The organism is Mesorhizobium sp. B2-3-14 (genome assembly GCF_006442175.1).
Classification (GTDB): domain Bacteria; phylum Pseudomonadota; class Alphaproteobacteria; order Rhizobiales; family Rhizobiaceae; genus Mesorhizobium; species Mesorhizobium australicum.
On record NZ_VFVP01000005.1, the window covers coordinates 240,157 to 255,023 of the forward strand.

The window sequence follows — 14,867 nt, forward strand, 5'->3', positions numbered from 1 at the left end:
GGCTTTCGCGATACTCACTTGGAAAGATCAAGAGGGACGGAAATCAGATGCGGCGATGCCATAGCGCTTGAGCTTATCGTAGAACGTCTTGCGCGGCACGCCGAGCGCGTCGATGGCGCCGCGCACGTCGCCGCCATGGTCGCGCAGCGCGTCGCGGATGAGCTGCGCCTCGTAATGCCCGACCCGCTCCGGCAGTGCGGCGGCAGGCGCTGGCAGTCGTGCGGGCGAGGACCTGGTTTCGTCATCGGGACCAAGACCGAGCGCGACGCGATCGGCGAAATGGGCGAGTTCGCGCACATTGCCCGGCCAGTCATGCGACTGGAGATGATGGCTCACGGCGGCGTTCACCTTGGCGACAGGCCGGCCAAACCGTTTCGCCGCCTTGCCAAGGAAGTGGCCGAACAGCATCTCGATATCGCCGCGCCGCTCGCGCAGCGGCGGAATGCGCAGCGTCACCACGTTAAGGCGAAAATAGAGATCCTCGCGAAAACCGCCGCGCTGGTCCTGCCGGCCGAGATCGACCTTGGTCGCCGCGACGACCCGGAGATCGAGGCGCCTTGTTTCGTTCGAGCCGAGCGGGGTGAGGCTGCGCGTCTCCAGCACCCGCAACAGCTTGACCTGCAGGGCCGGCGGCATGGATTCGATCTCGTCGAGGAACAGCGTGCCGCCGCTGGAATGCTCTATGCTGCCGATCCGCCGTCGCTGCGCCCCGGTAAACGCGCCGGCCTCGTGGCCGAACAGCTCGCTTTCGATGACGGTCTCGGGCAGAGCGCCGCAGTTCAGTGCCACGAACGGCTTTGCACGCCGCCGGCCCCACCGGTGCAGGAGGTCGGCCACCACTTCCTTGCCGGTTCCGGTCTCGCCTTCCACCAGCACGTCGACGTCCATGTCGGCGATCTGGCGCAAGGTCTCGCGCAACCGCCTTATGGCCGGCGCTTCGCCGATCAACGGCATGCCGTCCGCGGCAAGTGCGGCGGCTTCGCGGAGCCGCCGGTTTTCCATCACCAGCCGCCGTTTCTCCGATGCACGCTTCAGCGCCTCCACCAGACGCTCCCCCGCATAGGGTTTCGGGATGAAATCATAGACCCCATCCTTGAGCGCGGCGACCGCAAGATCGACATCGCCGTGCCCGGTGACCAGGATCACCGGCAAGTCGGGATCAACAGCCTTGACGCGGTCGAAGAGTTGCAGCCCATTCATGCCAGGCATGCGGATGTCGCTGACGACCACACCCTCGAAGTCCCTGCCGACGACATCAAGCGCTGCCTCGGCAGCGTCGAGCCCGATCACCGTGAAGCCGGCAAGTTCGAGCAGTTGCGTGGTGGCATGCAGCAGATCCGCATCGTCGTCGACGAGCGCGACCAGCCCTGATCCCTGCGTCATTCGATCCGCCTCAAGTCGATGGTGAAGGATGCGCCGCTGGCGGTGCCGGGGTCGAGCCGCAGCGTGCCGCCCAATTCCTGGGCGATCTCCTGCGAGATCACCAGGCCGAGGCCAAGCCCCTTCTCCTTGGTGGTCTGGAACGGCATGAACAGATTGGCGGCGGCGTCCTGATCGAGGCCGGGGCCATTGTCGCGCACCGAAATCAGCACGCGGTTGCCGCGTTCGGCGAGGTCGATCTCAATGCGGGGATCAGGCCGGTCCTTCATGGCGTCCAGCGCGTTCTGCAACAGGTTCACGAGGATCTGCTCCAGCCGGATGCGGCTTGCCATCACCAATGGCGATGCGGTGCCGCCCGGCTTGACGATGGTGACGCCGGAATCGCGGATGCGGCCGGACAGCAGCGACAGCGCGCCCTCGATCGCCTCGCGTACCGGCAAGGGCGAGGCAGCGACGCCAGGCCGTCGCGCAAAGGTGCGCAGCGTGCTGGTGATCGCGCCGATGCGCTCGGTCATCGAGACGATCGAGGTCAGGTTGCCGCTTGCCGGTTCGGTCTTGCCGGCCTCGAGAAAGCGGCGGGCATTCTCGGCATAGGTGCGGATGGCGGCGACCGGCTGATTGATCTCATGCGCCACACCGGCGGCGATCTGGCCGAGGATGGAGAGCCGGTTGGCCTGGGCAAGATCGTCGCGCAGCCGGCGGACCTTGGCCTCGGCGTTTTCGCGCTCGGCGATTTCGCCGGCAAGGGCCGTGTTCGATCGCGTCAGTTCGGCGGTCCGGGAACTGACCCGGCTTTCGAGTTCGGCATTCATGCGCGCCAGCGCCTCCTGCCGCAGCCGGCGTGTGCGCCGGCGCCGGGTGAACACATAGGCAAGCAGCCCCATCAGCAGCAGCCCGAGCAGTGTCGTCAGGCGCGCCGTGTTGGCGGCGGCGGTCAAGGCGGCATCGGCGGGCGTCAGCAGCCACAGGCGCCAGCCGGGGACGGCACCGGGCAAGTCCTGCACCACCTCGACGAACCGGCGCGATTTTCCGGCTTCTTCGATCGTCGCCAGGCCGTCACCGGCGCCACGCCGTATCGGCAGCGGCTCGAAGGCGGCGTCGACCAGTTGAAGCTGGTCATGCGCCGCGGCGGCATCCGCGGCGGAGAGCGGCGCCAGCGCATGGAACCGCCAGTCGGGCTGGCTGGTGGCCAGAACGACACCGCGCTCGTCGGTGACGAAAACGAGAAAGCCGCTCGCCCGCCAATTGGCTTCGACACCGCCGAGTTCGACCTTCAGAACCGCGACGCCAAGCGGTTTGCCACCGTCGTCGACACGGCCGGCAAGGTAGAGTCCCGGCTTGCCGCTGATCGTGCCGAGGCCATACTGGCTGGCCGCGCCCTTGGCCACCGCATCGGTGAAATAGTGGCGAAAATTATAATCGATGCCGACAAAGCTGTCCGGCTGGCCGGCATTGCTGGCCGATATCGCCATGCCCGCCGTATCGATGACATAGATGGCCGAGGCCGACGCATCGCCGGCTATGGCCTTCAGCTTGGCGTCGAGCGCTGTTTCCTCGACTTTCCCGGCACGGCGGAGCGCATCACGCACCGCATCGTCGCGCGCCAGCACCAGCGGCACGAGACGTTGCTTTTCGATTTCGCCGGTCAGGGTTCCGGCCGCCAGCGGCAAGGCGGCCAATGCCCCGTCGCGCAGGTCATCGGCGGCCTGACCCTCGGCGATGCGCCCGGTGGTGGCAACCGCGCCGGCAAGCAGAGCGAGCGCTATTGCCGCAAACAGCCAACGGCCGCGCAGGCGCGCTACCGCTTCGCGCAGCAGGTCGCGGCCGGCAAACCCGGGGGATCCGCTATCGATGCGCTGTTGTGGCGTCGGCCCTCTCCCTTTGCTCCCCGGCTTTGCCCCCAGTCTAATGCGAAATTCCGCCCGGGCAAACAAGGCCTGTGCGGAAATCCGCACAACTCCCCGTCAAAGGCAAGGCAGGAACGGCTGAACCCAGGGATTCCGGCCTATCCGGCATCTGGCACAGCGCTTGCAAAGTTCTTGTAGCGGCGGGCGACCGGAACGCCGCGATGGGAGAAGTCACGCAGGGCGGGTTCCGTCCATCCGGCCAGGGAGAGTTCGATGCATATCGCAGACCAATCCGCCGCGCCCGCCGCGCAGCGCAAGCCCCTCTATGCCCAGCTCTACGTGCAAGTGCTGGCGGCGATCACCGTCGGCATCCTGCTCGGCCATTACTATCCGTCGATCGGCGAGGGCATGAAGCCGCTCGGCGACGCCTTCATCAAGCTGGTCAAGATGATCATCGCCCCGGTCATCTTCCTGACCGTCGCAACCGGCATCGCCGGCATGAGCGACCTGCAGAAGGTCGGCCGCGTCGCCGGCAAGGCGATGCTCTACTTCCTCACCTTCTCCACGCTGGCGCTGATCATCGGCCTTGTCGTGGCCAATGTCGTGCAGCCAGGCGCCGGCTTCAACATCGATCCGGCGACGCTCGACGCCTCGACGGTCAACACTTACGCGGCCAAGGCACATGACCAGTCGGTCACCGGCTTCCTGATGAACATCATTCCCGGCACGATCGTCGGCGCCTTCGCAGACGGCGACATCCTGCAGGTGCTGTTCTTCTCGGTCCTGTTCGGCATCGCGCTGGCGCTGGTCGGCGAGAGGGGCACGCCGGTGCTCAATTTCCTGCAGGCGCTGATGGCGCCGATGTTCAAGCTGGTCAGCGTGCTGATGAAGGCAGCCCCGATCGGCGCCTTCGGTGCGATGGCCTTCACCATCGGCAAATACGGTATCGGCTCGGTCATCAACCTCGCCATGCTGGTCGGAACCTTCTACGCGACCTCGTTCCTGTTCGTGTTCGTCGTGCTCGGTGCCGTGTGCCGCTACAACGGCTTCTCGATCCTGTCCCTGATCCGCTACATCAAGGAAGAGCTGCTGCTGGTGCTCGGCACCTCGTCGTCGGAAGCGGCATTGCCCTCGCTGATGGAGAAGATGGAGAAGGCCGGTGCCAAGCGTTCGGTGGTCGGACTGGTCATCCCGACCGGCTATTCCTTCAATCTCGACGGCACCAACATCTACATGACGCTTGCCGCCCTGTTCATCGCCCAGGCGACGAACATCCATCTGTCGATATCAGACCAGATCCTGCTGCTGCTGGTGGCGATGTTGTCGTCCAAGGGTGCCGCCGGCATCACCGGGGCAGGCTTCATAACCTTGGCCGCCACGCTTTCGGTGGTTCCCTCGGTGCCGGTCGCCGGCATGGCGCTGATCCTCGGCGTCGACCGCTTCATGTCGGAATGCCGGGCGCTGACCAACTTCGTCGGCAATGCGGTGGCGACGCTGGTGGTGGCGCGCTGGGAAGGCGAACTCGACGAAGCGAAGCTGGCGAGAGCGCTGGCTGGGACCGCCGACGACAGCCTGCCGGCGGACATCGTTCCCGCCGAGTGATCCACGGTTTCATACGACGGACAATGGCCGCAAGCACGCCGCTTGCGGCCATGGTTATGTTTCATCGCTATCAGGCGGCTTTGCGCAGCGGTGGCACGGCCTTGCCATCTGCCACGAGGGGTCGCAGCGCGACGGACCGGCTTGCGGCGAGACAGGACCGCGCCAGCTTGAGCTCAGCCGTTGAAGTCCCTCCGCGTGTCCGGATATGTGCTTGGGCCGACAGGCATGGGAGCCGCCAACGTGCCCAAATCATCGAACAGGACGAGGCTGGCCGCGCCGACCAGCCCGGCATGGCGGCCGAGCCGGGCCTGGACGACCGGCACGTCGCGATAGGCGCGCATGGCGCGCTGGCGGATGGTCGCCCCGATGACGGGCGCCATCAGGTCGAAGCCATTGGCGATGCCGCCGCCAACGACCAGCACGTCGGGCGAATAGAGGTGCAAAAGGTTGGTGAAGCCGACGCCCAGCCAGCGCGCCTCCTCCTCGAGCAGAGCCAGAGCGAGGTCGTCCTGCAGCCCTGCGGCCTCGACCACGTGGCGACCCGTGACCTCGGCGTTGGCCGAGAGGCGGCGCAGCGTCGAACCGTCCAAAGGAGACGTTGCGGCATTGGCGCGGCGGCCGAGCGCGGTTCCCGAAGCGATGGCCTCGAAGCAGCCGACGACGCCGCACACGCAGCGCTCGCCTTCGTTGGTGATGGTCATGTGGCCGATCTCCGCGGCAAGACCGCGACGGCCGTGCAGGATGCGTCCGTCGGCGACGACGCCACCGCCGATCCCGGTCGAGACGGTGACGAAGACCAGGGAGCGCGCACCGTGGCCGGCGCCGAAGCGCCATTCGCCGAGCGCTGCCGCATTGGCGTCGTTCTCCAGCCGCACCGGCAGGCCGAGCCGCCGCTCGAGGATGTCGGCCAGCGGCACGTCCTGCCAGCCGGCCAGTGTCGGCGGTCCGACGGCGATGCCGGCCAGCGGATCGAGCGGCCCCGGTGCGCCGACGCCGACGCCGAGGATCGACAGCCCCGGCGTTTCGGCATGGACGGTCGCGGCCAGCGCCTCGATCTGGGCGATCACCACGTCGGGGCCGGCCTGCGCCTGCGTCGGCACAGCCGCGAAGGCCAGGATCTTGCCGTCACGGTCGACCAGGGCGGCACGAAGCTCGGTGCCGCCAAGATCGATCGCGAGGGCGACTTCAATGCTCATCAGGCCGCGACCTTCAGACCATACAGCCAGCCGATGCGGCTGGCGAGATCCTTGTCGCCGAAAGCGAGCGAACCGAGCACCACGGTCTCGGCGCCGGCGGCGCGCAGCAGCGGCACGGTTTCGTGGCGGATGCCGCCATCGGCGGCGAGCACCACGGCCGACTCACGACCAGCGTTCCTCAGGATGGCGCGGGCTTCGCCCAGCCTGTCACAGGCCTTCTCCGACAGGCCCTGGCCCTTGACGCCGATCGCGGTTCCAAGAAGCGTGACGAACGCCACTTCGGAGACGAAAGGCTTCATCGCCTCTACAGGGGTCTCCAGCCTCAGCACAACGCCGGCCTCGGCGCCGAGTTCATGCGCCAGCCGCACCGCGCGCAGACCCGCCTCGCCGTTCTCGGCATGGACGCTGATCATGTCGGCGCCGGCCTCGATGAACTGGCGCGTCTGTTCTTCGACGATTGCTTGGTCGACCATCAGATGGACGTGGACGGGCCTGGCCGTCAGTTTGGCGATACGGGCGACGAGATCGGGGAAGAACAGGAAGGACGGCGCGAAATGGCCGTCCGCGACGTCGATGTGGTGCATATCGGCATAGGGTTCGATGCGCTGCAAGTCGCTCTCGAAATTGGCGAGATTGGCCGACCACGATGAGAATTCGGCGATCAGACGGTCGCGCGGCAATGCGGCGATGGCGGCCGGGCCTGACAAAGGTTTCGAGATCATGATTGGTCCTGGTTGTTGAAATTTCTATCGAGAAAGCCGCCGATGGCGGCGCGGATTTCGGTGAAATGGCGATCCTTGTCGGCGGCTTTCGGCGTCACCTCGGAGAAGGCGGCGCCGGGGATGGTCTCAGCCAGTTCGCGGGCGGTCGCCAAGGGATGGACGAGGTCGATGCCGCTGCCGATGACAAGCGTCGGGATTGCGAGGCCGGTCGCCATCGCCCGCGTCACGCCCGGCCCGTCATTTGCGATCGCCTGCATCACCTCGGCAAAAACGCTCGCGTTGTCACGCGCGAAGAAGCCGAGCAACGAGGCGAGATTGTCCGGCGCCTCGCTGCGAAGGCGGGCCGCCGTTGCCGAAGCCGCGAAGATGTCGCGCGCCTCTTCCAGCGGGTGGTCGCGGATGAGTTCCGCCACTTCGACATAAGGGCGCATGTTTTGCGGGGCCGCGTCGAAGGTCCAGGCCGGGCGCACCAGCACAAAAGCGGTGACGCGAGCCGGGTGGCGGGCCGCCAGGTGCAGCGCAATGGCGGCGCCCATCGAGATACCGCCGGCGAGGAAGCGCTCCATTCCAGCCGCATCGGCGGCGGCCAGCACGTCGTCGGCGAACATCGCGATCGAGAACGGACGCTTGCTGCCGGCACCTGAGCCGCCCTGCGCGCGGCATTCCACCGTCAGCCGGCGGCGCGACGGACTGTCGGGAAAGTTCAGCGCCACCTGCGCGGCATCGCCGCCGAGACCATGCTGGAAGACGATGGGAAGCCCCTGCCCCGTGTCGAAGACGTGGAGCGCAGCGTCGTCGCGCAGCATGATCGTCGGCGCGGCACCCATCAGAGCAGCCCCCGCAGGAAGATTGCGACGCCAGGAGCCTCGTCGGCGGACAAGCCGTGGGTGACGAGCGCGCCATCGAAACCCACCCCCTTCAGCCGCGCTACGAAATCCGGGAAGTCGACGACACCCTGGCCTGATGTGGCGAAGCGGCCGTCGACAAAACGATCCTTGGCGTGCGCCATGGCGATGTGGCCGGCGGCCTCATCGATCGCGGCGGCGACGATGGCTCTCGCTTCATCGGGCTTTGCATGCTCGAACAGGTTGGCGGGATCGAGCACGATCTTCAGATGCTTCGAACCCATCTCGGCGATCAGCCGGGTCGCATCCATGGCCGAGGTGACGATATTTGCCTGCTCGGGCTCGATGCCGAGATCGACGCCGGCCTCCTCGGCCAGCGCCAGTGCCTTCGCCATTTCGACGGCCATGTCGAACCAGGCCGACGGATCGGCATTGTCGGGATGGTATGCCCATTGGTCGGCTGCGTTGCGCGAGCCGGTGCAGAGCGTGACCAGCGGGATGTCGAGCGTGGCTGCAGTGTCGATTACCACCGCCAGGCGCCTCAGCCCCTCGTCGCGCGCAGCCTTGTCGGGATGCGCCATGTTGTAGGTGCCCGACAGCGCGGCCAGCGAAACGCCTGACGATCGCGCGGCGGCACCAATGGCGGCGACGGCATTCGCCGGCACCGCATCCGGCATCGACGGCAGGCCGGCGCAGGCGAGATTGAACTGCGTCGTCTCGTAGCCGGCCTGCTTCACGGCAGCCAGCACGGTGGCCGGATCGGTGCCCGCAAATGTCTTGGCGAAGATGCCGAGGCGCATCAGACCGCACCCGAAACCGAGGCAAGCTCGATCCGCTCGCCAGTCTCCACAGAGCGCGCAATCGCCACCATGGCGCGGATCGACGCAATGCCGTCCCCGACATTGGCGCCGCGCATCGGCGCGCCGGTGAGCACGGTGTCGGCAAGGCCCTCGAGCTGGCGGCGGAAGAAGTGGCCGTCGGCGCCAAGCGGTTTTCGCGAGGTCGCGTCCTTCTCATGGAAGATGTCGACCTCGCTGGCGCGGAAATACCAGGGGTTGAAGGTCCTGGCGATGACGGAGCCGTTCTCGCCATAGAGCTGAAACCCTTCGTGCCAGTCCATGCGCACGGCGACGGTGAGGTCGAGATGGCCGAGCGCGCCGCTGGCGAATTCGGTTTCGACGAACCAGCAATAGGCGCCGAAGCGCTCGTTGAGGCGGGCGCGCACGGCAACGATGTCGCCACAGAGGAAGCGGGCGGTGTCAACCAGATGCGATCCGTGCGCCAGCATGAAATATTGCCTGAGATCAGCCTTGGGATTTCCGCCCGGCTTTTTCGCGAGCTTGCTGGTGACGGGCAGCGGCTGCACGGCGTCGGTGTTGGTGTAGCGGTGGGTGGAATCGCAATACCAGGCCTTCAGTGCCAGCACCTCGCCCATCTCGTCGCGGACGAAGTCGCGGGCGGCCTCCAGCGCCGGATCGAAGCGCTTCATGTGGCCGACCTGCAGCACCTTGCCGGAGCGCTTCACCGCCTCGGCCAGCGCCTCGCCTTCCTCGACCGAGGTACCGATCGGTTTTTCGCAGAGAACATGCTTGCCGGCATCGAGCGCCTTGATCGACATCGGCACGTGATAGGCATCCGACGTGGCGACGATGACCGCTTCGAGCTCGGGATCGGCGAGCATGGCGTCATAGTCGGCATACATCTTCTTTGGTTCATAGGTGGCGCCCATGCGGGCGAGCAAATCGGGTGCCGCATCGCAGATGGCGTAGAGGTCGGCATTGCCGGCCTTGACGCAGGATTCCAGATGCGCGAACTGCGCGATCGGGCCGCAGCCGAGCACACCGACCCTGAGGCGTCTGTCCTGTTTCTTGATCATCGTCTCAGGCCCCGTAGCCGCGCATGGTCCGGCGGTTGGTCTTGACCGCGCCGGCCGGATCGGCGGCGGCGGTGTCGGATTCTTCTTCCAGCACCAGCCAGCCGTTGAAGTTCGGCGCGGTACCGGCGATCTCGATGACTTGAGGCGTGTCGCAGACGCCTTGGCCCAGCATCGCCCAGGTGCCGTCGGCATCGACGTCCTTGAGGTGGATGTAGCGGATGCGGTCGCGGTAGGTGGTGAGCGTGTCGGCCATGTCCCTGTGGCCGCGCAGGATGTGACCGGTGTCCGGCACCCAGCCGACCAGATCGGGGTCGAGCAAGGCAAAAATCGCGTCGTAATCGGCGCGGTCGAACAGCAGCGTGTTGTGGTGCGAACTCGGATGCACCGCCACCTGGACACCCGCCTTGCGGCCGAGTTCGCCGGCCTTGTTGTAAACCTCGGCCGCGACAGCGAATTTGTCGTGGCGTGGCCCGTCGGAGACGACGGTGGCCGAGCCCATCGACACGAGCGCATCGGGAAAGTTTGCCACGAAATCGATCCAGCGCCTGGCGGTTTCGAGATCGGTGCCGATCCCGTCCTTGAGCGTGAAGCCGCTCCTGGAGCCAAAGGCGAAGGAAACGAGCGCCAGACCGGACGACTTCAGCGCGGCGGCGAACTCGGTGGGTTTGCCGGCATAGTGGCCGATCATGGTGTCGGTGATCTCGATGCCGGCATAGCCACCATCGGCGATCGCCTTCAACAGATCGTCGGGGCCGCCGGTGAACCGGTCTCCCAGCATTTCCCAGGTGAAGGTCTGGCAGCCGACTTTGAGGTCTTCCACGTTCATCCTTTCATTCCTTGATCCCGCCTATTCCTTGATGCCGCCCTTGTCGGCCCTTCGATGATGCAAGAACGGCACGAGTGCAATTGGCGGAACGGTGACGACGGCAGAGGCGCGGCGATATCGCCCGCCAGCAGACAGGGTCCAATCATCCATTGCAACACACGGACCCTGCTCCGTCAGTCTCCTTGGGATGGACATCCTACTTGACCGAGCCCGCGGTCATGCCGGCGAGGAAGAACCTCTGGGCAACGAGGTAGATGAGCAAGAGCGGTAGCGAGCCGAGCACGCTCATCGCCATCATCTGGTTCCATTCGAAGGCGTGCTGCCCCATCAACAGCTGTATGCCGATCGGAACGGTGCGCATGGAGGTCGACTTCGTCAGTGTCAGCGCAAAGAGAAACTCGTTCCAGCATAACAGGAAGGTGTAGACCGACGTCGCCACGATACCAGGCAGTGAGATCGGCACGATTACCCGCCAGAGCGCCGTCCAACTGGTGCCGCCGTCAACGGCAACGGCTTCATCGAGATCGCGTGGCAACGTGTTCAGGTACCCTGTCATCAGCAGGATCGCATAGGGCAACGTAAACACCAGGTAGGTCAGGATCAGCGCGACATAGGTGTCGAAGATGCCGTACGAGACGACAAGCCCGAAGAAAGGGATCAGAAGCGTGATCGGAGGGATCGTCTGCGTGCTGATGATGAGTGTGTTCAGAATGCCCTTGCCGCGGAAGTTGAAGCGGCTGAACCCATAGGCCGCCAGCAAGGCGATCAGCACCGTGAGCACGGTCACCGCCCCCGCGACGAAGTAGCTGTTGAAGAAGAAGCGCAGCTTTACCGGGTCGCCAAGGATGGCCGCATAGGCTTCCAGGGTGAAGGCCTTCGGCAGGATGGTCGGTGGCAGGGCAAAGATTTCGGTATTCGACTTGAACGAGCTGCTGAGCATCCAGTAAATCGGGAAGGCTGCGAAGAACAGCCCTGCCGCAAGAGCAACATGCAGCGCGACGGTGGTCAGTTTGTCCTTGCCGGAGTTCCGTTTCCTCATGGCGTCCTACCTGGCCCGCTGATAGCGAATATAGAACAGCGTCAGGCCGAGAGAGATCAGCAGGATGACCACGGCGCTCGCCGATGCCTGAGACAGGTTGTAGCTCGAAAACGCCAGCTTGTAGGTGTAGGTGCTGAGGACCTCGGTCGCGTAGATCGGGCCGCCGCCCGTGGTTATCCAGATCAACGGGAAGACCTGCATGGTCCAGATGAAGTCGAGCAGCGAGATGCTGATGATGATCGGCATCAGCTGCGGGATGGTGATGAAGATCAGCTTCTGGTAGGCTTTCGCCCCGTCGATATCGGCAGCCTCGTAGAAGTCCTTGGGAATGCCTTGCAGGCCTGCGAGCAGGCTGACCATGAAAAGTGGGTAGCCCGCCCAGATATTGGCGAAAGTGACGGCATGCAGCGCGGTCTCGGGCGAGGAAAACCACTCGACCTTGGAACCGATGATGCCCATCTGCATGAGGATGCTGTTCACGACGCCGTTCGGCTCAAGCAGGAGGCGCCAGATCACGGCGATGATCACCGCGGTGAACAGCCAAGGCAGTATGTAGAGCACGCGCAGTACATTGCGCAGCGTCGGATTGATGCGGTCGCTGTTCAGCATGAGCGCGAAGATCATGCCGATGGTCATGTGGAAAACCACACTCATGCATGTGAAATAGAGCGTATGCCACAGCGAAGCCCAGAACACCGGATCGTCAAAGATCGCCTGGTAGTGCTTTAGCCCGGCAAAGGATGGATCACGACGCAGGACCGCGCTGTTCTGAAAGGAATAGGCAATCACCGTAACCATCGGCAACAGCATCAGGAGCCCGACTATGAGCAGCGAGGGCGACAGATAGAGATAAGGTGTCACGGCTCGCTTGAGCTTGTGATGGGAGCGCTTCTGCCGGGTCATAGGGCCAACCTCGCGACAAGAGAAAAGAGCTTCAAACCATTCGGAGTGGTCATTTGCCGGCTGGCCCGCCTAATGGCAGGCCAACCGGTAGATGGGCCGCAAGAGCGGAGCACGAGGGTCAGAATTTCGCTATCCAGCCCTTTTGCGCGGCAGCGGCTGCTTCTTCCGGCGTTTGCTCGCCGGCAAGCATCTTTTGAGCCTGCACGTCGAACTGGGTCATCAGGTCTTCAGCCACCGGCAGGCCCGTGAACTCGTTGGCGAGATAGCCGGTCTTGAAGATCTCGAAAGCCTTGCCGAAAGCCTTGTCGGAGGTCACGAAATCGGGCTTGGCGTTGACGTTGCCCGGGAAGGCGTTGGCAAGCGAGACGAGCTTGGCGTTCACCTTTTCGCTCATCAGATACTGGACGAGTTTCCAAGCCTCCTCCTGATGTTTCGAGGCAGCGGAGATGCCGATGCCCCAGGAGGCATAGGGAAGGCCGCGCTTGCCCGTATAGCCCTCCACAACCGGGACCGGGATGAGGTCGAAGTTCAGCTTGGGATTGCGCTTGCGGATGAGGTTCACATGCGCGAGCGAGTCGATCATCATCCCGACGCGGTCGTTGACGAATTCCTCGACTTTTTCCTGTTCGGTCTTGGTGGCGATGCCGGGCGAGATGGTGCCGGCGTCATTGAGCGATTTGACGAAGGAGAGCATATCCACCACCGGTTTGCCCTCGAGGGCGGGCTTGCCGTTCGCCATCATCGACTGACCCGAAGCCCAGACCCACGACATCATGTCGTTCTGGACACCGGAAGGCGTTTGCAGCGACAGAGGCAGCACCCAGCCATACTGGTTCTTGTCGGCGTGCGTCATCTTCTTGGCGGCTTCGAGAAATTCCGCGCGCGTCGACGGCAGCTTGGTCACGCCTGCCTGGGCGGCAAGGTCCAGATTGACGAAAACCGGATAAACGAACGAGGCGACCGGAAACATCACCGCCTTGCCGTCGACCTTGATGATATCGGCGACCTGGCTCTTGTCGAACTTGCTCGCATCCATCATCGGGTTCATGTCGGCGAGTGCGTTCTGCGCGTTCAGATTGTTCACCCAGGCGCCGTCGAGGCCGACGACGTCGCTGAGCGTTCCGGTTGCAGCCCCAACCGAGATCTGGTCCCGCGTGGTCGCGTAGGGGCCGCTGACCAGCGTCACCTTGATTCCGGGGTTTGCGGCCTCGAAGCCATCCATGATTGCTTTGAGCGAGCCGGCCGGCAGTTCGGGCTCCCACCATTGGGTGAATTCCAGCGTCGTGTCCGCCATGGCACCGGTTGCGCCAAGCAACCACGCGGCCGCGGCTATTTTCAGCATCGCGGATTTCATATGAAACGTCATATTCTCCTCCTTCTCTTTTATGATCGACCGCACAATGCCGCCGATCGTCTGGTTATTCAGAAGTCTTCTTACGCGGACGCCTCGCCCTCGCCCGCGGGCCTTGCCACGGATCTTCAGATCGCCAGATGCGTCTCGGGATCGAAGAAATGGAGCTTGGCATCATCCAGGGCCACCCGGATTTCCGAACCGGAGCGGGCTGCGCTGACCGGTTCGAATTTCGCCACCGCGTTCGACGCCCGGCCGAAATCCTCCACCGCGTCCGGGTCGCCGGAATCTACCCGGACCGCGTCGATGTTCAGGTGGACGATGTGCTCGGATCCGAGTTCTTCGATCGAGGTCACCTTTGCCGGGATCGTCTGGTACTTGCGACCGGATTCGAGGCTGCTGTCATAGAGATGCTCCGGTCGAATCCCGAACACGACCTTGCGTCCCGCATACGATCTCAAGCCCGGCCCGCGGACGAAGGCCTCATCCTGCAGCCGGATGGCGAAGGTGCCGGAAATCAGGTCGTCGCCCGCCAGGGTCGCCTCGAAAAGGTTCATCGAAGGAGAACCGATGAAGCCGGCGACGAAGGCGTTCACCGGCGATTCATAGAGTCTCTTGGGGGTGTCGACCTGCTGCAGCACGCCGCCTTTCAGCACCGCGACCCTGTCCCCCATCGTCATCGCTTCGGTTTGGTCGTGGGTGACGTATATGGTCGTGACGCCCAGCTGCTTTTGCAGGCTGGTGATTTCGGCGCGCATTTGAACACGCAGTTTCGCGTCCAGATTCGAAAGGGGCTCGTCCATGAGAAAGGCGGCCGGGTCGCGCACCATGGCGCGGCCCATGGCAACCCGTTGACGCTGTCCGCCTGAAAGATTCGCGGGTTTGCTGTCCAGCAGCGACGTCAGCTGCAGGGTTTTGGCGATCTCGTCGACGCGCTTCTTGCGCTCGGCCTTTGGCTTGCCTGCCAGCCTCATCGAAAAAGCAATGTTTTCGAACACGGTCATATGCGGGTAGAGCGCGTAACTCTGGAAGACCATCGCGATGTCGCGGTCCTTGGGCGGCATGTCGACGACGTCGATGCCGCCGATCCGAAGGCTGCCGCTGGTAATGTCCTCCAACCCAGCGATCATCCGCAACGCGGTGGATTTGCCGCAGCCTGACGGCCCGACGAGAATCAAAAACTCGCCGTCCTCGACCGACAGGTTCAAGTGGTCGATCGCGTTAAAATTGTTCCCGTAGGTTTTGCAGATATTCTCAAGAATGACTTGAGCCATATTCCT

At 64.3% G+C, this 14,867-nt stretch carries 13 protein-coding genes; 1 reads left to right on the forward strand and 12 read right to left on the reverse strand.

Annotated elements, in window-relative coordinates; translation table 11 throughout:
- Nucleotides 1-27: 27 nt before the first annotated feature.
- Together FJ950_RS15625 and FJ950_RS15630 are read right to left on the reverse strand one after the other, a co-directional pair.
- Nucleotides 28-1,383, reverse strand: coding sequence for a sigma-54 dependent transcriptional regulator (locus FJ950_RS15625; protein WP_140617427.1), 1,356 nt, complete (start codon nt 1,381-1,383; stop codon nt 28-30).
- Nucleotides 1,380-3,335 (reverse strand): sensor histidine kinase, encoded by a 1,956-nt coding sequence (locus FJ950_RS15630; protein WP_140617428.1) that lies wholly within the window; start codon nt 3,333-3,335, stop codon nt 1,380-1,382. The genes FJ950_RS15625 and FJ950_RS15630 overlap by 4 nt, the downstream gene beginning before the upstream one ends.
- A 165-nt stretch (nt 3,336-3,500) precedes the next feature.
- Here FJ950_RS15630 and FJ950_RS15635 point away from each other — a divergent pair, with 165 nt between their 5' ends.
- Nucleotides 3,501-4,829, forward strand: a complete 1,329-nt coding sequence (locus FJ950_RS15635) for a dicarboxylate/amino acid:cation symporter (RefSeq protein ID WP_140617429.1) — start codon at nt 3,501-3,503, stop codon at nt 4,827-4,829.
- A 173-nt stretch (nt 4,830-5,002) separates the two neighbouring features.
- Here FJ950_RS15635 and FJ950_RS15640 read toward each other — a convergent pair whose 3' ends face one another.
- The 10 genes from FJ950_RS15640 to FJ950_RS15685 form a co-directional block, all read right to left on the reverse strand.
- Entirely contained in the window at nt 5,003-6,025 is a 1,023-nt protein-coding gene (locus FJ950_RS15640) for an ROK family protein (protein WP_140617430.1), read from the reverse strand.
- A complete protein-coding gene (locus tag FJ950_RS15645) occupies nt 6,025-6,747 on the reverse strand; it encodes a ribulose-phosphate 3-epimerase (RefSeq protein ID WP_140617431.1) in 723 nt (240 codons plus the stop codon). Before FJ950_RS15645 ends, FJ950_RS15640 begins: the two co-directional genes overlap by 1 nt.
- On the reverse strand, nt 6,744-7,574 hold the full coding sequence (locus tag FJ950_RS15650; protein WP_140617432.1) for an alpha/beta hydrolase: 831 nt from the start codon (nt 7,572-7,574) through the stop codon (nt 6,744-6,746). The genes FJ950_RS15645 and FJ950_RS15650 overlap by 4 nt, the downstream gene beginning before the upstream one ends.
- Nucleotides 7,574-8,392: a sugar phosphate isomerase/epimerase gene (locus FJ950_RS15655; RefSeq protein WP_140617433.1), complete on the reverse strand. Its 819-nt coding sequence runs from the start codon at nt 8,390-8,392 to the stop codon at nt 7,574-7,576. Before FJ950_RS15655 ends, FJ950_RS15650 begins: the two co-directional genes overlap by 1 nt.
- The gene (locus tag FJ950_RS15660; RefSeq protein ID WP_140617434.1) at nt 8,392-9,468 is read right to left on the reverse strand and encodes a Gfo/Idh/MocA family oxidoreductase; all 1,077 of its coding nucleotides are present in this window, start codon (nt 9,466-9,468) and stop codon (nt 8,392-8,394) included. The genes FJ950_RS15655 and FJ950_RS15660 overlap by 1 nt, the downstream gene beginning before the upstream one ends.
- A gap of 4 nt (nt 9,469-9,472) precedes the next feature.
- The gene (locus FJ950_RS15665; protein WP_140617435.1) at nt 9,473-10,294 is read right to left on the reverse strand and encodes a sugar phosphate isomerase/epimerase; all 822 of its coding nucleotides are present in this window, start codon (nt 10,292-10,294) and stop codon (nt 9,473-9,475) included.
- Nucleotides 10,295-10,490: 196 nt separating this feature from the next.
- Complete coding sequence (locus FJ950_RS15670; RefSeq protein ID WP_015318996.1) at nt 10,491-11,333, reverse strand: ABC transporter permease subunit; 843 nt, start codon at nt 11,331-11,333, stop codon at nt 10,491-10,493.
- Nucleotides 11,334-11,339: 6 nt separating this feature from the next.
- Nucleotides 11,340-12,236 (reverse strand): sugar ABC transporter permease, encoded by an 897-nt coding sequence (locus FJ950_RS15675; protein WP_015318997.1) that lies wholly within the window; start codon nt 12,234-12,236, stop codon nt 11,340-11,342.
- Between the two features lie 118 nt (nt 12,237-12,354).
- Nucleotides 12,355-13,602 (reverse strand): sugar ABC transporter substrate-binding protein, encoded by a 1,248-nt coding sequence (locus tag FJ950_RS15680; RefSeq protein WP_140617436.1) that lies wholly within the window; start codon nt 13,600-13,602, stop codon nt 12,355-12,357.
- A gap of 113 nt (nt 13,603-13,715) precedes the next feature.
- On the reverse strand, nt 13,716-14,861 hold the full coding sequence (locus FJ950_RS15685; RefSeq protein ID WP_140617437.1) for an ABC transporter ATP-binding protein: 1,146 nt from the start codon (nt 14,859-14,861) through the stop codon (nt 13,716-13,718).
- Nucleotides 14,862-14,867 lie beyond the last annotated feature (6 nt).